The organism is Flavobacterium frigidimaris, assembly GCF_002217275.1.
In the GTDB taxonomy this organism is placed as follows: Bacteria; Bacteroidota; Bacteroidia; order Flavobacteriales; family Flavobacteriaceae; genus Flavobacterium; species Flavobacterium aquidurense.
The window spans coordinates 74,638-94,955 of the sequence record NZ_MUGV01000023.1 but is presented as its reverse complement, the minus strand read 5'-3'; the positions used below and the strand labels follow the sequence as shown (position 1 = coordinate 94,955).

The following is a 20,318-nucleotide window of genomic DNA, read 5'->3' as shown; positions in this document are numbered from 1 at the left end:
ATTAAGTAATTGGCGCCTAAACTATAATTTATAAAAGACATTTCATTACGGAAAGACGTAAAAAAAGAGGATACTCTTTCGAATATCCTCTTTTTATAAACTATAAATTTCTTTAGAATTATAGGCTGTATTTAAGACCTAAAGTTAATCCTAAACCAGAGATTCCAACATATGTACTAACATCATCAGTAGCTTTAGTATTATCAAAACCAGCTGCATTAGTTACTTTACTATTTGAAGTCGAATTGATTGTTTCAACATATTTAGTATGACTTGCAGAATATGATGCATCAGGACGGAAAGTAGTTGCAGTATTTAATTTATCTACACCATTTTCAGTATATACTTCAGTTTCTTTAGTTTTACCATGTACTGTAAAATTACGGTATTCTATTTCTGCGAAAGCTGAAATATGTTTTCCTAATTTATAAGAAGTACCAATAGAAGCCATAAAACCAAGTGAAGGATTAGGTTTAACAACATCCTCTGAATAAGCGTTTGTTGAAGCAACTTGATTCGCACCTACGAAAGTAGAGTATTGTCTATCTGTTTTAATGTCTAATGTACCGTGAATTGGAACAATAATACCAACTTTAGTATAAGGTTCAAAACCATGAGCTTCACCTAAAAACATTACAAGTGCAGGAGCTAAATCAAAAGCTTTAATTTCTCCTTCAGCAGTAAAACTTAAATAAGTAGCCGCCGGGCTAGTTGCTGGATTATATGAAATAAGTCTGTTTGTAGTTTGTGCCATCGTTTTAGTATTACTAACATAGTAATTTGCAGCCATCTCAACTCCTAAACGTGTAGAAAAACGGTAACCAGCTGTGATTCCAGATCTGAAACCTTGTCCAAAAGAGCCTGTAATACCTTCTCTAGAAACTAATTTATTATTTGCTAAGGTACCTTCATAAACATCTCTGTTTGGCAATTGACCTCCAACAACAGGAAATTCTGTCGAAGCAGTTTGGTTGAAATAAGATCCACCCAATTTAAAATACCAGCTTTCTGGTTTATCTGCTTTTTCTGTTTGCGCCATTGTGGCCATAGAGCAAACTAATAATCCTAGTAAAAATAGGTTCTTTTTCATAATTCTGATTTAATTAATTTATGCAAACATAAAATATTTTAACATATTCTTTTAGTTCGCAAAGTTAGACTTGGTACGAAATCGTTGTAATTTCGGGCAATATTACTAAAAAACTATTATGCATGCATATTTTTAACATAAAAATTTTACATAATTCTAAATTTTAACTGTTAAAATTTAATTCAGCTTAAAATTTATCTGAAGTTTTTCTAATTCCTGCAATAACTCAGTCGAAATTCTCACTTTCAATCTTCTGCTCGGCATAGTCAGTTTGGTTACTACTTTTATTTCTTCAACTTCTTTTACCTCTTGTATTTTGGTTTCTTCCATCGGAGAATCTGCATCTTCACTTTCATCTACAAAAACTGCATCTTCGCTTTCTTCAAAATCAGCATTAGTTTCAACGGCAACCAAACGTTTTATTTTTTCTAATTCCATGATCTCAAAAGTCACAGAATTATCTCCTTTATAGGCATTAAACAAATGACTCAGTGTATGAATGAAATCAGTTTGCAGATCTTTAATATTCAATAGCAAAATCAATTTTTTAGCAAAAGCCTCTAATACATCCTGTAATTGTCGAACCTCAACAAACGTCAGTCTCGGATCAGACTTTTTACCTGTATCGTGATTTACCCAGCCGTCTTTTATTAAAATTTTCAAATAAGCAAAGTTATTCTGAATCAGGAAATGACGGAATTTCAGGTATTCTTCACCAAAAATCTTAAACTCATAACTTTCATCATATCCTTCTAAATTAAATACCGCCCAGCCTTTTCCGTTTTTGGCCACACGATGTTGTACATTGTTAATGATTCCGGCAAAATTTAGATTTTTCCCCACATATTCATTCATACTTTTCAGCGCTTCCAATCGGGCGTTGCAGAAGTATTTCATCTCAAATCTAAAATCGTCCAAAGGATGTCCTGAAATATAAATTCCCACCACTTCCTTTTCCTTGGCCAATTTTTCCATTGTACTCCAGTCTTCACATGGAGGCACAACAGGCTCAGCGATTTGCACCTCACTGGTTTCACCAAATAAGCTTACCTGTGATGAATTCTCATTTTCCTGAAATTTTGATCCGTAACGTATCGCTTTTTCATAAAAGGTAATTCCATCACCATCATCATGAAAATATTGCGCCCTGGTTGTTCCTTCAAAAGAGTCAAAACCTCCTGCTAAAGCTAAGTTTTCAATCGCTTTTTTATTGGCAGCACGTAAATCGATACGTTTCGCCAAATCAAAAATCGATTTATATCTTCCGTCTTTTCTGTTTTCAACAATTGTGGCTACAGCTCCGGAACCCACTCCTTTAATTGCTCCCATACCAAAACGAACAGCATAGCTATCGTTTACCGTAAATTTATAATACGATTCATTTACATCCGGACCCAAAACCTCTAAGCCCATTCGCTTACATTCTTCCATAAAAAACGAAACCTGTTTGATATCGTTCATATTATTCGAAAGTACCGCTGCCATATATTCAGCTGGATAATGCGCTTTTAAATAAGCCGTTTGGTATGCAATCCAGGCATAACAGGTCGAGTGCGATTTGTTGAAGGCGTAACTTGCAAAAGCTTCCCAGTCTTTCCAGATTTTCTCCAGAACCTTTGCATCATGGCCCTTTGCCGAAGCCTGCTCAACAAACTTAGGCTTCATTTTATCCAGAACTTCCTTTTGTTTCTTACCCATCGCTTTACGCAAAACGTCAGCCTCACCTTTTGTAAAGTCAGCCAGCGATTGCGACAAAAGCATTACCTGCTCCTGGTAAACCGTAATCCCGTAAGTTTCTCCTAAATATTCTTCACAGGCATCTAAATCGTATTTTATTTCTTCATCACCATTTTTTCTTCGAACGAAAGACGGAATATATTCTAAAGGCCCCGGACGGTACAAGGCGTTCATCGCAATTAAATCTCCAAAAACCGTAGGCTTCAGATCTTTCATGTATTTCTGCATTCCGGGTGACTCGTATTGGAAGATTCCAACCGTTTCTCCTCTTTGGAAAAGTGCATACGTTTCAGGATCATCAATAGGAAATGTATCGGGATCCAGATCAATATTTGTTCTGTATTTTACCAGTTTAACGGTATCTTTTATTAAGGTAAGGGTCTTCAGACCCAAGAAGTCCATTTTCAGCAATCCGGCACTTTCAGCAACCGAGTTATCAAACTGTGTTACATATAAATCAGAATCTTTTGCTGTTGTAACGGGTACGAAATTCGTAATATCCGAAGGCGTAATGATTACCCCACAGGCGTGAATTCCGGTATTTCGCATCGATCCCTCAAGAATTTTTGCCTGTTGAATTGTTTCTCCGGCCAAATCTCCTTCATGGGCAATGGCGATCAATTCTTTTACATTATCAAATTCATCTGAACGAAGCGCTTTTTTAACCTCATCTTCGTTCTCCGAAATAAAACGTGCCAAATTCCATTTAGAAGGCATCATTGCCGGAATCAGTTTCGCGATTCTGTCGGCTTCAAATAAGGGTAAATCCAATACACGCGCCGTATCACGAATCGCTGATTTGGTTGCCATTTTACCATAAGTAATAATTTGGGCAACCTGATTTTTACCATACTTATTGATTACATAATCCATTACACGACCACGACCTTCATCATCAAAGTCAATATCAATATCGGGCATGGACACACGATCCGGATTAAGGAAACGCTCAAAAAGCAAATCGTACTTAATCGGGTCAATGTTTGTAATTCCTAAACAATAGGCTACCGCTGAACCGGCAGCAGATCCACGACCCGGTCCCACCGAAACGTCCATGTTTCTGGCTTCGGCGATGAAATCCTGAACGATCAAAAAGTAACCCGGATATCCGGAGTTTGAAATCGTTAATAACTCAAAATCCAAACGTTCCTGAATTGATTCGGTTATTTCGCCATATCTTCTTTTGGCACCTTCCATAGTAAGGTGGCGCAAATATTTATTTTCCCCTCGAACTCCACCATCAGCTTCATCTTCAACAACTACAAATTCTTCCGGAATATCAAATTTTGGAAGTAATACATCACGATAAAGCGAATAACCTTCCACTTTATCTACAATCTCCTGAATGTTGATAATAGCTTCCGGTAAATCAGAAAAGAGTTTTTTCATCTCTTCTTCCGACTTATAGTAGTATTCCTGATTAGGCAGTCCGTAACGGTAACCACGACCACGGCCAATTGGCGTTGCCTGTTTTTCACCATCTTTTACACACAATAAAATATCGTGTGCATTGGCATCTTCTTTATTTAAATAATAAGTATTATTGGTCGCAATTAATTTGACATTGTGTTTCTTAGAAAACTCAATCAGGGTTTTGTTTACTCGATTTTCATCTTCCTGATTGTGGCGCATGACTTCCAGATAAAAATCATCTCCAAATTGTTCTTTCCACCAAATCAACGCTTCTTCGGCCTGGTTTTCACCGATGTTCAGAATTTTACTCTGGATTTCTCCATACAAATTCCCGGACAAAACCATAATATCTCCTTTGTATTTTTCGATGATATTTCGATCAATTCTCGGAACATAATAAAATCCTTCTGTAAAAGCGATCGACGACATTTTTGCCAAATTGTGATAACCGGCTTTATTTTTGGCTAATAACACAACCTGATTTCCGTTGTCTTTTTTACTTTTATCTAAGTGATTGTCGCAGACATTAAACTCACAGCCTACGATTGGTTTTATTTCGGTTTCAGTAGGTTCTGAACCGGCTTCAACCAAAGCCTTATTTTTTCCGGAAGCCGCTTTATTGTGATTCATAACAGCGCTCACAAAGTGAAAAGCGCCCATCATGTTTCCGGTATCGGTCATGGCAACGGCCGGCATTCCGTTTTTGGCTGTAGCTGCAACAATATTTGCAATACCTATAGTCGATTGAAGCACCGAAAACTGCGTATGATTGTGTAAGTGTGAATATTTGGCTGCTTTAAAGTCTTCTCTGTCTGATGCTGAAACCGTAGTTTGTTTATCATCAGATTGCAAAGCTTTTATTTGCTCCCTGATTTTGTCAGAAGCCGCTTTTAAATTGATGTGTTTTAATCCGATTAACGGAAATTCCTGCGGATTTCTTTCCTGAAATTCCTTGAAATATTCCTTCGGAACATCTAATTCTTCTTTGGTAAAAACCTCTCTTCTAATTAATTCTAAAAAACAACGCGTAGTTGCCTCAACGTCGGCAGTTGCATTGTGCGCTTCCGCGAAAGGTTTATTAAAAAGATAGCTGTGTAATTCAGTTAAGGTCGGCAATTTGAATCTTCCTCCACGACCTCCGGGAAGCTGTAATAACGAAGCCGTAACTTCGGTACAAGTATCTAAAACGGGCATCGTACTCATTGGTGAATCCACACCCATTCTGTGGAATTCAGCTCCCATAATATTAACGTCGAAACCTAAATTCTGACCTACAATAAATTTGGTTTTGCCTAAAGCGATATTGAATTTCTCCAAAACTTCTTCCAAAGTAATTCCATCGGCTTCAGCCAATTCAGTCGAAATTCCGTGAATACGTTCGGCATCATACGGAATATTAAATCCGTCTGGTTTTACCAAATAATCCTGGTGTTCAATAAGCTGTCCCATTTCATCATGCAACTGCCACGCAATCTGTATACAACGAGGCCAGTTGTCAGAATCGGTTATTGGAGCATCCCAGCGTTTTGGTAATCCGGTTGTTTCGGTATCGAATATTAAATACATAATTGTTTTTGAAGGATTTGCAAATTTTAGAAAATGAAAAATTTGAACTTCAAATTTAGTCTTTTTTTGGAAGAAAGAAAACGCTCGCCTCCCAAAAAATCATTCTTATGAACAAATCAATTTTTCTCTTAAAATTCATAAATTTTCATAAAAATACACTTCTTGGATGTCGTAGTATTTGAATTAAAATCGAACTTACCAATATCCATTCTAAATTGATTTTTCAACCTTCAAAATCATATTAATTAACATCTTCTGAAATTCTGCAAAAGAATCAAAAACTAACAATTATTACTATTTTTATTCATTTTGTTACATTTTTTAGAACAAAAAACTATATTTCATATTGATTTTAAGATAAATTTGCAAACTATTAAAATTAAAAGCAATCCAGTCAAAATTAATCTGAAAAAGAAAAACAAACGCGATTTATCATTCCTTTTCCGGCCAAAAACAAACGTATAAATACGAATCGCAATTTGTATTTTAGTTTGGGTATCGTATATAATGAAATATTGAAATTGACCACTTTGTATCTTTTTTTACTTTTGTTTTGCTATTATCAGAAAATTGCTATGATTATAGAAATTACAATTAAAAAAAATAAAAAATGAGTAAGACATTATTTGACAAAGTATGGGATTCACATGTAGTGCGTAAAATTGAAGATGGACCAGATGTGTTTTTTATTGACCGTCATTTCATTCATGAAGTTACGAGTCCTGTTGCTTTTTTAGGATTAAAAGCCAGAGGCGTTAAGGTTCTTTACCCAGAGCGTACTTTTGCAACTGCAGATCACAATACACCAACCATAAACCAACATTTACCAGTTGAAGATGCGCTATCTGCAAATCAGCTTAAAGCACTTGAAGATAATGCTGCCGAATACGGAATTTCGCACTGGGGATTAGGTCACATTAAAAACGGAATTGTACACGTAGTTGGTCCTGAAAACGGAATTACTTTGCCAGGTGCTACTATTGTTTGTGGAGATTCACACACCTCTACTCACGGTGCTTTTGGTGCTATTGCTTTTGGTATCGGAACTTCTGAGGTTGAAATGGTACTTTCTACACAATGTATCATGCAGCCAAAACCAAAGAAAATGCGTATCAACGTAAACGGTCAATTGAGCAAAGGTGTTGGTCCAAAAGACGTTGCACTTTATATTATTGCACAGTTAACTACTTCAGGAGGAACTGGATATTTTGTTGAATACGCAGGAGATGTTTTCGAAAACATGAGTATGGAAGGCCGTATGACCGTTTGTAACCTAAGTATCGAAATGGGTGCTCGTGGAGGTATGATTGCTCCTGACCAAAAAACTTTTGATTTCCTTGAAGGAAGATTATATGCTCCAAAAGGAGAAGCCTGGACTAAAGCTGTTGAATACTGGAAAACACTTAAAACAGATGCTGATGCTGTTTTTGATGCTGAATTAAATATCAACGCTTCAGACATTGAACCAATGATTACGTACGGTACTAACCCTGGAATGGGAATTGGTATCTCTAAACATATTCCAAACGCTAATCAAGTTGAAGGTGGTGCCGAAACTTACAAGAAATCTTTAGCTTACATGGGCTTCCACGAAGACGATGTGATGATTGGAAAACCAATTGATTATGTTTTCTTAGGAAGTTGTACAAACGGACGTATTGAAGATTTTAGAGCTTTCGCTGAAATTGTAAAAGGAAGAAAAAAAGCAGATAATGTTACCGCTTGGTTAGTTCCGGGTTCTCACGTTGTTGAAGCTCAAATTAAAGAAGAAGGTATTTTAGATATTTTAACTGAAGCTGGTTTTGTATTACGTCAGCCTGGATGTTCAGCGTGTTTAGCAATGAACGATGATAAAGTTCCTGCTGGAAAATATGCAGTAAGTACATCAAACAGAAACTTTGAAGGTCGTCAGGGTCCTGGTTCAAGAACATTATTAGCGAGTCCAATTATGGCTGCCGCTGCTGCTGTTACAGGAAAATTGACAGACCCGCGCGAGTTATTTTAGATTGGAGATTTTAGATTTTAGATTTCTTGTTGCGAGTGATCTTCATCTAAATTTCTTCAAATAAAAATTCATTTACATTATTTAATACAAAAATTTTAGCGGTTAGGAATTCATCACAACGAGAAAAATCTAAAATCTAAAATCCAAAAATCTAAAATTAAAATGGCATACGATAAATTTAATATACTTACTAGTAGTGCTGTGCCACTACCAATTGAGAACGTAGATACAGATCAAATTATCCCGGCTCGTTTCTTAAAAGCTACAAAACGTGAAGGTTTTGGAGACAATCTTTTCAGAGACTGGAGATATAACGGAGATGATACTCCAAAAGCTGATTTCGTTTTAAATGATTCAACTTATAGCGGAAAAATTCTTGTTGGAGGAAAAAACTTCGGTTCAGGATCTTCGAGAGAGCATGCTGCGTGGGCAGTTTATGATTACGGATTCAGAGCTGTAGTTTCAAGTTTCTTTGCTGACATCTTCAAAGGAAACTGTTTGAATATTGGTGTTTTGCCAGTTCAGGTTAGCCCTGAATTTGCTGATACTATCTTCAAAGCCATCGAAGCTGATCCTAAAACAGAATTAGAAATCAACTTACCAAACCAAACGATTACTTTATTGGCAACCGGTCAATCTGAATCTTTTGCGATTAACGGTTATAAAAAGAACAACATGATTAATGGCTTTGATGACATTGATTATCTACAAAATATTAAAGAAGATATTGTGGCTTTCGCCGATAAACTTCCTTATTAAAAAGAAATCTCATTCAGTCTATTAGGCCCGACAGGTTTCAAAGCTTGTCGGGTCTTTCTAAATGAAATCGGCCGAAAGAATATTTAAGAAAAGAATCCGACAAAAAAATAAGTTTTAAAAATAATCCTATTTGTAAATGAAAGGCAATAAACATATTGAAAGAGACGAAAATGCAACGAAAATATTCAACGATAGAAATTTAGCCCAAAATTATAGAAATCTAACTCAGATTTTACAACCCGGAATAACCGTTTTAGATATTGGCTGCGGAACAGGTTCAATTTCAAGAGACATTGCAAATAATATTGGACCAAACGGAAAAGTTATCGGGATCGACAATACAGAAAGTTTCATCAAAAGTGGTCAGGAATCTTATCAATCAGTTTCTAATTTAGAATTAATTGCGGTTGATTTATTTGATTACAACCCAGATATAAAATTCGACTTAATTGTTTCCGCCAGGACATTACAATGGTTAAGCAATCCGAAAGAAGCTTTGATAAAAATGAAATCATTATTGAAGCCTAACGGTCAAATATCAATTCTGGATTATGATCACAGCAATTTAATCTGGAATCCGCTACCTCCGGAAAGCATGCAGGAGTTTTATAGCACTTTTTTAAAATGGAGAGCTGATGCCGGAATGAATAATAAAATTGCCGAAGATCTGCCTCAATTATTACAAGAAGCAGGTTTTCATTCTATTGAAAAAATAAATTCAGATGAAGTTTACAATGAGGGAGATGCTGATTTTAAATCGAAAATAGGAATTTGGTCTAAAGTTGCAGGTTCTAAACAAATGGTCGAAGAAGGCTACCTGGAAGAAGAATTAAGACTGAAGGCAATCGAAGAATATAATAATTGGATAGAAACTTCAGCACTTTCAATGACGATGAAGTTAAATGAAGTGAGAGGAAAACTATAAAAAACACCTATAATTTCACTTTTAAAGAAATATAGACAATCAATATGGAAAAAAGAAAAATTGAAATAATGGATACGACGCTTCGTGACGGTGAACAAACGTCTGGAGTATCATTTTCTGCTGCAGAAAAATTGACCATTGCACAATTATTGTTGGAGGAATTAAATATTGATCGAATCGAAATTGCTTCTGCCCGCGTAAGCGAAGGCGAATTTCAAGCTGTAAAAGGCATTACAACCTGGGCTGAAGAACGAGGTTACATCAACCGAATTGAAGTTCTTTCGTTTGTAGACGGAGGAGTTTCCATAGAATGGATGAAAAAAGCAGGCGCCAAAGTCCAAAATTTATTAACCAAAGGTTCAATGAATCACTTAACGCACCAATTAAAAAAAACTCCTGAACAACACTTTTCTGAAATCGAGAAAATCATTGCTTTAGCAAAAGAAAATAATATTGAAACCAATGTTTACCTAGAAGATTGGAGCAACGGAATGAGAAATTCGCCTGATTATGTTTTTCAATTTCTGGACTTCTTAGCAACGCAACCCGTTAAAAGAATTTTATTACCCGACACTTTAGGTGTTTTAATTCCGTCCCTGACTTTCGAATTCCTTTCAAAAATCAGAGCAAGATATCCTCAAATTCATTTTGATTTTCATGCTCATAACGATTACGATTTAAGTGTCGCCAATGTTATGGAAGCTGTAAAAGCAGGCATAAACGGACTTCACGTAACGGTAAACGGAATGGGAGAACGAGCAGGAAATGCACCTCTTGAAAGTACTGTTGCCGTTATAAATGACTATTTACCTGAAGTTAGTATCAATATCAAAGAAACTTCTTTGTATTCTGTAAGCAAACTGGTAGAAACTTTTACAGGATACAGAATCCCTGCTAACAAACCTATTGTTGGTGATAATGTTTTTACACAAACTGCCGGAATTCATGCTGACGGAGATAATAAAAACAATTTATATTTTAATGATCTTCTTCCGGAGCGCTTTGGAAGAAAACGAAAATATGCCTTAGGAAAAACGTCTGGAAAAGCCAATATCGAGAAAAATCTTCAGGAATTAGGTTTGAAATTAAATCAGGAAGATTTGAAATTGGTGACCCAAAGAATCATCGAATTAGGCGATAAAAAAGAAACCGTTACCAAAGAAGATTTGCCATACATTATTTCTGATGTTCTGGACAGTCATACTTATCAGGATAAAATTACTATTGAATCATATGTATTAATGCATTCAAAAGGGATGCGTCCCTCAACAACTTTACTTCTCAAAATTGATGACGAAATCATTGAAGAAAGTGCTCAGGGCGACGGTCAGTTTGATGCTTTTATGAATGCTTTAGGCAAAATTTACAAAAGCAAAAAACTAACACTGCCTAAATTGATTGATTATGCAGTACGAATTCCACCAGGAAGTAGTTCTGACGCTTTATGCGAAACAATCATTACCTGGGTAAACAACGAAAAAGAATTTAAAACAAGAGGATTAGATTCAGATCAAACGGTTGCAGCGATTATTGCAACGCAAAAGATGTTGAATGTAATTGCCTAGTCTAAGGTACTAAGATGCTAAGGTTCTAAGGTTCTAAGATTTTTTCTTTGAGCTTAGAATCTTAACGAATCAGAACCTTAAAAAAGTAATTTATCATCAAGTTACTAAGACTCTAAAGAAAAAATCTCAGAAACTTAGCAACTCAGAAACTTAGAACCTTTAAAAAAATTATAAATAAAGATTCTCACATACTAAGAAAAAAAACTTAGAACCTTAGTATCTCAGAACCTTAGAACCTTAAAAAAAAATGAAATTTAACATAGCCCTTTTAGCCGGTGACGGAATCGGACCAGAAGTAATTAATGAAGCTGTAAAAGTATCTGATGCGATTGCAAAAAAATTCAATCACGAAATAACCTGGACACCAGCCTTAACCGGAGCTTGTGCAATTGATGCCGTTGGAGTTCCTTATCCTGATGAAACACACGAAGTTTGTATGGCTGCCGATGCTGTTTTGTTTGGAGCAATTGGTCACCCAAAATACGATAATGATCCAAGCGCACCAGTTCGTCCGGAGCAGGGATTATTATTAATGCGTAAAAAATTAGGGTTGTTCGCTAACGTACGTCCAACATTTACTTTCCCTTCTTTAATTGATAATTCTCCTTTAAAAAGAGAAAGAATCGAAGGAACTGATTTGGTTTTCTTAAGAGAACTAACTGGCGGAATCTACTTTGGAGAAAAAGGAAGAAGAGACGGTGGAGAAACTGCTTTTGACAATTGTGTTTACACAAGAGCTGAAGTTCAGCGTTTAGCTAAAAAAGGTTTTGAATTAGCGATGACAAGAAGTAAAAAACTTTGTTGTGTTGATAAAGCAAACGTATTGGAAACATCCCGTTTATGGAGAGAAACAGTTCAGGCAATGGAAAAAGATTATCCTGAAGTTACGGTTTCATATGAATTTGTTGACGCTGTTGCAATGCGTTTGGTGCAATGGCCAAACTCTTATGACGTATTGATTACAGAAAACTTATTTGGAGATATTTTAACTGACGAAGCTTCTGTAATTTCAGGTTCTATGGGATTAATGCCTTCTGCTTCTGTTGGAGAACATACTTCCTTATACGAACCAATCCACGGATCTTACCCACAAGCAACCGGATTAAATATTGCTAATCCGTTAGCGACTATTTTATCTGCAGCGATGATGTTCGAAGATGCTTTTGGATTAAAAGATGAAGCTGAAGCGATTAGAGCAGTTGTAAACAAATCATTAGAACAAGGAATTGTTACTGAAGATTTAGCTCCAAAAGGATCAAAAGCATACAAAACCAGCGAAGTTGGAGATTGGTTGGTAGCGAATCTATAGTTTTATTTGTTTCAGGTTTCAAGTTATTGTTGGAACCTGAAACCTGAACTTATAGTTAATCTTATTTCATGTAGAGGCGCACAGAAATGCGTCTTTCCTTTGCGTTAGATTCACTTCTGAATCTTTACGGAAAAATATTCTTAAAAAGGACAAACAAAGGTTTTAGGTTTATCCAACTTGAAACCTGAAACAAAATAAACCTGAAACAAAATTATTTACCACATAAAAAAAGGGATCAACTTTCGTTGATCCCTTTTATATATTTAGAAAAAAATATTAATATCCTCCTCTGTTACCACCACGGTCATTTCCACCACGGCTGTTTCCTCCACCATAACCTCCGCGTGAATCTCCACCACGGCTGTTATTATTGAAGCTTCTTCTTTCACCTTCAGGTTTCGGTTCAGATTTATTAACCACAATTGCACGACCTTGAACAGTAGCTCCGTTCAATTCATCAATTGCTTTTTGAGCTTCAGCGTCGTTTGGCATCTCAACAAAACCAAAACCTTTGCTTCTTCCTGTAAATTTATCAGTAATGATTTTAACTGAATCTACTGCTCCGTAAGCCTCGAAAGACTCTCTTAAATCTGCTTCCTCAATACTGAATGGAAGGCTTCCAACAAAAATGTTCATATGTACTTATTTATAATAATGTAGCAAATGTAGTCTTATTTTTTCGTAATCTACTATATATTAGTTTATTTATGTTTTTATTTTGATTTAAAAAAGCAAAATTCACTAAAAACAAGCAATTGCAGATAAATACTTAATATTCAATAGTACGAGCAACAGGAACTTTATAGAAAACACCTTCTGTAAAAGTAACTTTAGGATTTTCAGTATTAGTTTCATCTTTATTAATGGCACTAAATCTAAATGTGCCCGAAATTGTATTTGTTTCCGTATTGAATTCCGTAACCACAATCTGACCATTTCCTTTGTCTTCTCCAGTACTAAATTCTGCTAATTGTCCTGGAAAAGTATTTGAATAAGATGCCTTTGTAATATTATCGATTCCTAAAGTGTATGTTGATACTATAGGAGACGGTATTTGCAAAATCACTTTTTCGTACCCTAAAGTACCTTCAACAACCATATTCCCATTGGTTACAGAGTAGGCTTTATAGCCAATACCCTTCCAAAAAACATTATCTTTTAAGGTTTGAAAAGCCGGATTATTGAATTTTATGTCTTCGGTACAAGATGTAACGACAAAAAGAAGTGATAAAAAATAAAAGATTTTTTTCATATCGAATGAATTTGGTGCAAAAGTACCTTATTTGAAATAAATATTTAAAAATTTGGATCTAAAACCTTAGAAAAATGACAAAAATTCATCTTAAATATTTTTAATACTGTTTGAAACGCATAATTCATAAAAAAATTATATCTTTGCGCCCTTAATTAACAGAGGTCGAGTACCTCAAAATTTAATCATAAGATTATGTCAGTAAAAATTAGATTACAAAGACACGGTAAAAAACAAAAACCTTTTTACTGGGTTGTAGCTGCAGATGCACGCTCAAAAAGAGATGGTAAATACTTAGAGAAAATCGGTACTTACAATCCAAACACAAACCCTGCAACTATCGAATTAAACATTGATAGCGCTGTAAAATGGTTACACAATGGTGCACAACCAACTGATACTGCAAGAGCAATTCTTTCTTACAAAGGTGCTTTATTGAAACACCACCTTGATGGAGGTATTCGTAAAGGTGCTTTAACTCAAGAGCAAGCTGATGCTAAATTAGCTGCCTGGTTAGATGCTAAAGCTGGAAAAGTTGATGCTAAAAAAGACGGTTTAACAAAAGCGCAAGCTGATGCTAAAGCTAAAGCTTTTAAAGCAGAACAAGAAGTTAACGCTAAACGTTTAGCTGCTGCGGCTCAGGCTGAAGCTGATGCTATCGCTGCTGCAACTCCTGCGGTTGAAGAAGAAGTTGCTGAAGTTGAAGCGGAAGCTGCTACTGAAGAAGCTCCTGCTGCTGAAGAAAATAACGAAACAACTGAAGCATAATTTTAGCTAGCGAGAATGCGTAAAGAAGAATGTTTTTATTTAGGTAAAATCGCTAAAAAATTTAGTTTCAAAGGTGAAGTCCTGGCCTATTTAGACACGGACGAACCTGAGTTATACGAAAATCTGGAATCAGTGTTTGTTGAATGCAACAAACACCTGGTTCCTTTTTTTATTGAAAAAAGTTCTTTGCACAAAAACGACTTTCTTAGAATTCGTTTTGAAGATATGAATACCGAAGAAGATGCAGATGCCATTATGGGAAATGCCATTTATCTTCCATTAAGTATGTTACCAAAACTTTCCGGTAACAAATTTTATTTCCATGAAGTTATCGGTTTTGAAATCGAAGACCAGCGCTTAGGCGTTTTTGGAAAAATAGTTGCTGTCAACGATACGACTGCACAACCTCTTTTTGAAGTTCTTAATGGCGAAATCGAAATGTTAATTCCGATGATCGACCATTTCCTTGTAAAAATTGATCGTGAAAATAAAAAGGTTATTATGAACTTGCCGGAAGGGTTGGTTGAGATGTACTTGTAATAAGTTTTCAGTTTTCGGTCACAGTTTTCAGTCTTCCTCTACTTAAATTTTATTTAAATCTTTAGCTATGTCTAAATTTACTTTTAAGCAATTTTCTATCAATCAAGATCGCTGCGCTATGAAAGTAGGAACCGATGGTGTTTTATTAGGTGCCTGGGCTCCTGTAAATCATAATCCGTTTAGCGTTTTAGATGTTGGTGCGGGAACTGGAATTATAGCTTTAATGCTGGCTCAGCGAACTCATGCAGAACAAATTGATGCGCTGGAAATTGACGAGGATGCGTATGAACAGGCAGTCGAAAATTTTGAAAATTCACCTTGGGGAGATCGCTTATTTTGTTTTCATGCCGGTTTAGATGAATTTATTGAAGAACCCGAAGACGAATACGACCTGATTATTTCGAATCCACCTTTTTATGCTGAAGATTATAAAACTGAAAACGAACAGCGTGATTTAGCTCGCTTTCAGGATGCAATGCCTTTTGAAGAACTTGTTGAAGCGGCAGATTTATTGCTTTCTGAAAACGGCATATTTGCCTTGATTATTCCTTTTAAAGAAGAAGAAAAATTCATCGCTTTGGCCAAAGAATCGGAATTGTATCCAACAAAAATTACACGTGTAAAAGGAACTCCAAAATCTGAAATCAAACGCAGTTTGTTGGCTTTCAGCCGAAATGAAACTCCAGACATTGAGATCGACGAATTAATTATCGAAATTGACAGACACGTTTATACTGCTGAATATATAGAATTGACGAAGGATTTTTATTTGAAGATGTAATTTTAAACTTGTTCAAAAATACTCTTGAACTGATACAAAATTCTTTCAATCAATCGTAAATCTTCCGTTACGATTTCAGCGCTACCTTTCATTTCCTGCTGAAATACAATTTGTTTGTTGTAGGATGTCAATAATCCGTTTGGAAGCGCAACATCCAGGAGCAGATTTCCATCTTTATCCGGAACAAGAGAGATATTTTGAATTTGGCCTTTTAACACTCCAAATTCTCTATCTGGAAAATTGGCCAAACGAATATTGACTTTTTGCCCTACTTTTATTTTTCCTGAATTTAGTGCCGGAGCTTTAACTTTTCCGATAAAACCATTCTTTGCATCAGGAATAATCGAAAAGACATTATCTCCAATATTTATCGTCTGATTTTCATTCCACACCTGCAAAAAAGTAACTACACCACTAATTGATGATTTTAGTGTATAAGCCAGTTCCCAATCTTTTATCACTTTTTTAAGCTGATAGAAAGATTGTGCCATATTTCTCCCGAGGTTAACTTCTTCTTTAGTGCCGCTTATCTGCGAATTCTGACTCAATTTTGTATTATCAATCAAAGAGGATTTTAATTGAGAAATAGACGTTAATAAGCCCTTATAACTCTTTTGTGCCTGAAGATACCCTAGTTTTTTGGCTTCCATTTCCTGGGCAGAAATAATTCCTTTGTTGTATAATGTTTCAAAACGGGCAATTTCATTTTTTTGTAATTGCAACTCACTCTCGTTAAGTACTTTTTGCTGTTGCAAAATATCCAACCTTTCCTTAATTTGAATTTTTTCAGAAATTTGGGCTCTGTTTTCGACTTCAAAAGGTTGCAAGTTTTCATTGAGTTGCTCTGCTTCGTAATCCTTTTGAAAAACTGCAAAGGCACTTTCAATTTCTCCCAATTGTTTGTTCTTTAATAACGTGAAAGGAAATACCTTTTTAGCATCATTAATATTATAAGAATCAACGATACTTTTGAGCAAAAAAACATCTTTATAATTGGCTGTATTTTCAATGATTGCCAATGTAGTATTCTTTGAAACCAGGGCTTTATTTTTTACCAGAATAGCTTCAATTCTGCCCGATGATTTTGATACAATTTTCTCTGGCGGAATATTGGTTGTAATAACAATTTCAGTATTTACAACATCAGGGTATTTTATAAACCACGAAACAAAAAAGAGCATAAAAATAATAGTAAATATCAAAACAGTTCCCCATCGAATCATCCAATGTGGCACTTTGGTAAGAATCTCCTGGACTTCTTCACTTCTTAATTCAAATGTAGTATTGTCTTCAGCCATAATTAATTTCCTAACTGCAATTGATTTCTAACCAATTCAAAATAATTTCCTTTTTGTTCTACTAAAGCAGAATGATTTCCAATTTCTATAATTTTCCCTTTATCTAAAACCACAATCTGATCGGCATTCATTACTGTACTGAGTCGATGTGCAATTACAATAACGGTTTTGTTTTTAAAGAACACATCTAGTTTTTGCATAATCGCTTTTTCATTATTGGCATCTAAAGCGGATGTTGCTTCATCAAAAAATAATATTTCAGGGTTTTTATAAACAGCTCTTGCAATGAGTAATCGTTGTTTTTGTCCGGTACTCATGCCGGTTCCTTCTGCTCCAATTTTGGTATTATATCCCAATGGCAAACCACTGATATATTCTTTTATATTGGCCACGTCTGATGCATAAACCAATCGTTCCTTGTCAATTTTATCTACTCCAATAGCAATATTATTGGCAATTGTATCGCTAAAAATAAATCCTTCCTGCATTACAGCACCAATATTGGATCGCCAGGCTTTCTGGGCAATGTTTTTCAGTTGCGCATTTCCGATATTAATTTCTCCTTTTTCCGGCTCATAGAATTTAAGCAGCAATTTCATTAGTGTTGTTTTGCCGCTTCCGCTAACACCAACTATTGCTGTTACTTTATTAGCCGGAATTGTTAGACTCAAATTATTCAAAACCGGGATATCTGAGCCGAGATATCTATAAGTAAGGTTTTTTATTTCAATATCTTCATCATACGGTACCTCAGTACTTTGATGCGCTTCCTGTTGTGTCTCATCTTCTTTTTCATGAATTTCAGACAGTCGTGCCAAAGATATTTTGGCATCCTGCAATTCTCTTACAAATTCTATAAGTTGTGTTATTGGCCCGTTCAAACTTCCTACGATTGAGCTAATCGCCAACATCATTCCGAGCGTTATTGAACCATCAATAACCAATTTGGCAGACAAAAATATGATGAAAATATTTTTAAGCTCATTAATTACAGATGACCCGATGGTTTGGGTTTGTTCTAAAATCAATCCTTTTATCGAAACTCTAAAAAGCCTTGCCTGCACGTATTCCCAGCCCCAGCGTTTTTGTTTTTCGGCATTGTGCAGTTTAATTTCCTGCATGCCGTTTATAAGTTCCATGACCTTGCTCTGTTCCTGCGAAACCTCAGCAAAACGCTTGTAATCTAAGACTTCTCTTCGTTTTAAGAATAAGGTAATCCATCCGAAATAAAGTAAACTACCTGCAAAAAAAACCAAAAATATCTTCAGATTAAAATAGGCCAGAACACCTCCCATTACAAACATATTAATCACAGAAAACAATACATTTAAAGAGGATGTGGTCAGGATTTTTTCGATTCGACGATGATCGTTGATACGTTGCATAATATCTCCAGTCATGCGGACATCGAAAAACGAAATAGGTAAATTCATTAATTTGATAAAGAAATCTGAAATAAGCGATATATTTATTCGGGTCGAAAGATGAAGCAATATCCAGCTTCGGATCAGCTCTAAACCTGTTCTTCCTGCAAAAAGAAATAATTGTGCAAAGAGAATTAGATAAATAAAATGAATGTTTTGATTCTGGATTCCAACATCAACAATACTCTGGGTTAAAAACGGAAAAATTAACTGTAGCAAACTACTTGCAAACAAACCAATGCTTAATTGAATCAGGAACGATTTATAACGCAAAACATATTGTGAGAGTAATTTAAAACCTAAACCGTTATTCTCTTCCTTGTCAAATTCAGACTGAAAAAATTTTGGCGTAGGCTCCATCAATAATGCTATTCCTTCCTGAGTAGATTCGTTTGCATTATTTCCTATCCACAATTTAATAAAATCCTTTTTATTATATTCAATAAGTCCAAAAGCCGGATCAGAGATATAATAAGTATTTTTTTTTATTTTATAAAGTACTACATAATGATTTTTATTCCAATGCAAAATGCAGGGCAATGGCGCCTCATTTATTCTTTCCGGGTTTAGTTTAACACCTAAAGTCCTAAAACCAATATTTTCTGCAGCATCACTTAAAAAAAGCAAATTACTTCCTTCACGAGTTGTTTCGCTAATGTTTCGCAACTCCTGAATATTGATTGTTTTACCATAATGTTTTGCTATTATTTTTAAACATGTTGGTCCACAATCCTTATAATCGGCTTGTTTGTAATTTGTGAATTTTTTCAACTACTTATTTTGTTAATTTTTCAACAATATACTATAAAAATTCTTAAAAAAAGGCAGAGGGAAAACAATTTCTCTCTGCCTTTTTTAGCTATTTATTTCTGTATTTTAAATTTTTATTAAAGCCTCTCTTTAAAAAAGCTTACATCAAATATTAGATGCAAAGATTCGGATTCTCTCTTCTGCAAGGTCCATTTTCAAAATATTGGCAAGTTCCAACTGGACAAGATTCTCCCGGTGGCGGAACCCATCCTCCATTAATTGATTTTTGTTCGTTTTTACTTAAGATCGTAACTCCGTTCAAATTTTTTAAATTTTTCATAATGTGTTTTTTGTTTGTTATTAAAATTAAATCTGTTTTATTCTTCTAGTATATATTTTATTACTAAAATTCACACAATACTAATTTTGTTTAAAAAAAACAGAGAAAACATAATTCTCTCTGTTAACTATCTAAAAAATAAAAATTTAGCAATACAATTTTCTCTAGGACATGGCACTGGTTAACCCTAACCAAATAAAATTAACTCAGCGGCCAATTTCCTGAGAATCCCGACACCAATCATCAATGTTGGGATATTTGCTCAATGTTCCACGATCGAGCGCCTACAAATTCAAAAAAAAACATGACTAAATTTCTGATAAGGCTTTATATTGTAATTACTTATAAAAAATAAAAAAACTCAACAACAAAGGCGACTTGAATCGCAAATACCTGGCGTTTTTTCTATCGGGCACGGCTCGCCAACCGCTACTAAAACACATCCCGCTTCGATTGCATAAACCCAACAATCAGGAATTCCTCCGGTTATTGTTTTTTGCTCATTTTTGCTAATTCGCTGAGCATTTTCGAGGTTTAAGATTTTCTTTAACATATCAATTATGTTTTAATTTTTAATCTGTATAATTGCCGTAGCTAATTTCAAGCGGAAAGTACGGTGTACAATCTTCTTCATTCTTCCAGGCTTCGCATCGTGACGATGTTTCTTTTACATTACTAGCTATGATCATTTTTTGCTCATTCACCGTTAATTCCTGAGATCCTTCAAGGTTCAAAATACTCTTTAACATATAGGTTCAATTTTAGGGCTTACAATTTCATTCTTCAAAAGACATTT

General features: G+C 35.1%; 17 protein-coding genes. 8 read left to right on the top strand and 9 right to left on the bottom strand.

Features of this window, described 5'->3' with window-relative positions; genetic code table 11:
• Positions 1-118: 118 nt before the first annotated feature.
• Together B0A65_RS14615 and dnaE are read right to left on the bottom strand one after the other, a co-directional pair.
• On the bottom strand, positions 119-1,090 hold the full coding sequence (locus B0A65_RS14615) for an outer membrane beta-barrel protein (protein WP_074662718.1): 972 nt from the start codon (positions 1,088-1,090) through the stop codon (positions 119-121).
• Between the two features lie 177 nt (positions 1,091-1,267).
• On the bottom strand, positions 1,268-5,806 hold the full coding sequence (gene dnaE, locus B0A65_RS14610) for a DNA polymerase III subunit alpha (RefSeq protein WP_074662715.1): 4,539 nt from the start codon (positions 5,804-5,806) through the stop codon (positions 1,268-1,270).
• Positions 5,807-6,416: 610 nt separating this feature from the next.
• Here dnaE and leuC point away from each other — a divergent pair.
• From leuC to leuB, 5 genes are all read left to right on the top strand, one after another.
• A complete protein-coding gene (gene leuC / locus B0A65_RS14605) occupies positions 6,417-7,811 on the top strand; it encodes a 3-isopropylmalate dehydratase large subunit (RefSeq protein WP_074662712.1) in 1,395 nt (464 codons plus the stop codon).
• A gap of 162 nt (positions 7,812-7,973) precedes the next feature.
• Complete coding sequence (leuD, locus tag B0A65_RS14600) at positions 7,974-8,570, top strand: 3-isopropylmalate dehydratase small subunit (protein ID WP_026982656.1); 597 nt, start codon at positions 7,974-7,976, stop codon at positions 8,568-8,570.
• 136 nt (positions 8,571-8,706) lie between these two features.
• Positions 8,707-9,495, top strand: coding sequence for a methyltransferase domain-containing protein (locus B0A65_RS14595; protein WP_074662709.1), 789 nt, complete (start codon positions 8,707-8,709; stop codon positions 9,493-9,495).
• 44 nt (positions 9,496-9,539) lie between these two features.
• Positions 9,540-11,060, top strand: coding sequence for an alpha-isopropylmalate synthase regulatory domain-containing protein (locus tag B0A65_RS14590; protein ID WP_074662705.1), 1,521 nt, complete (start codon positions 9,540-9,542; stop codon positions 11,058-11,060).
• Between the two features lie 247 nt (positions 11,061-11,307).
• Positions 11,308-12,369 (top strand): 3-isopropylmalate dehydrogenase, encoded by a 1,062-nt coding sequence (gene leuB / locus B0A65_RS14585; protein ID WP_074662702.1) that lies wholly within the window; start codon positions 11,308-11,310, stop codon positions 12,367-12,369.
• A 276-nt stretch (positions 12,370-12,645) separates the two neighbouring features.
• On the opposite strand, the gene B0A65_RS14580 is transcribed toward leuB, so the two are convergent.
• Positions 12,646-13,005 carry an RNA recognition motif domain-containing protein gene (locus B0A65_RS14580; RefSeq protein WP_026982652.1) on the bottom strand — a complete coding sequence of 120 codons (360 nt, stop codon included), beginning with the start codon at positions 13,003-13,005 and terminating at the stop codon, positions 12,646-12,648.
• Between the two features lie 133 nt (positions 13,006-13,138).
• Entirely contained in the window at positions 13,139-13,621 is a 483-nt protein-coding gene (locus B0A65_RS14575; RefSeq protein WP_074662699.1) for a DUF6252 family protein, read from the bottom strand.
• Between the two features lie 195 nt (positions 13,622-13,816).
• Here B0A65_RS14575 and B0A65_RS14570 point away from each other — a divergent pair, with 195 nt between their 5' ends.
• The 3 genes from B0A65_RS14570 to B0A65_RS14560 all read left to right on the top strand — a co-directional run bounded on the left by B0A65_RS14570 (position 13,817) and on the right by B0A65_RS14560 (position 15,710).
• A complete protein-coding gene (locus tag B0A65_RS14570; protein ID WP_074662696.1) occupies positions 13,817-14,389 on the top strand; it encodes a 30S ribosomal protein S16 in 573 nt (190 codons plus the stop codon).
• 15 nt (positions 14,390-14,404) lie between these two features.
• Positions 14,405-14,929: a ribosome maturation factor RimM gene (gene rimM / locus B0A65_RS14565; protein ID WP_074662693.1), complete on the top strand. Its 525-nt coding sequence runs from the start codon at positions 14,405-14,407 to the stop codon at positions 14,927-14,929.
• 67 nt (positions 14,930-14,996) lie between these two features.
• Positions 14,997-15,710 (top strand): tRNA1(Val) (adenine(37)-N6)-methyltransferase, encoded by a 714-nt coding sequence (locus B0A65_RS14560; protein WP_074662690.1) that lies wholly within the window; start codon positions 14,997-14,999, stop codon positions 15,708-15,710.
• 2 nt (positions 15,711-15,712) lie between these two features.
• Here the strand turns inward: B0A65_RS14560 and B0A65_RS14555 are convergent, their stop codons facing one another.
• The 5 genes from B0A65_RS14555 to B0A65_RS23300 all read right to left on the bottom strand — a co-directional run bounded on the left by B0A65_RS14555 (position 15,713) and on the right by B0A65_RS23300 (position 20,271).
• Positions 15,713-17,008, bottom strand: a complete 1,296-nt coding sequence (locus tag B0A65_RS14555) for an HlyD family secretion protein (RefSeq protein ID WP_074662687.1) — start codon at positions 17,006-17,008, stop codon at positions 15,713-15,715.
• 2 nt (positions 17,009-17,010) lie between these two features.
• Positions 17,011-19,203, bottom strand: coding sequence for a peptidase domain-containing ABC transporter (locus B0A65_RS14550; RefSeq protein ID WP_074662685.1), 2,193 nt, complete (start codon positions 19,201-19,203; stop codon positions 17,011-17,013).
• A gap of 151 nt (positions 19,204-19,354) precedes the next feature.
• A complete protein-coding gene (locus tag B0A65_RS23305; RefSeq protein ID WP_207556442.1) occupies positions 19,355-19,522 on the bottom strand; it encodes a hypothetical protein in 168 nt (55 codons plus the stop codon).
• 361 nt (positions 19,523-19,883) lie between these two features.
• Positions 19,884-20,075 (bottom strand): hypothetical protein, encoded by a 192-nt coding sequence (locus B0A65_RS14545; RefSeq protein ID WP_074662682.1) that lies wholly within the window; start codon positions 20,073-20,075, stop codon positions 19,884-19,886.
• A 19-nt stretch (positions 20,076-20,094) separates the two neighbouring features.
• Positions 20,095-20,271, bottom strand: coding sequence for a hypothetical protein (locus tag B0A65_RS23300; protein ID WP_207556441.1), 177 nt, complete (start codon positions 20,269-20,271; stop codon positions 20,095-20,097).
• Positions 20,272-20,318 lie beyond the last annotated feature (47 nt).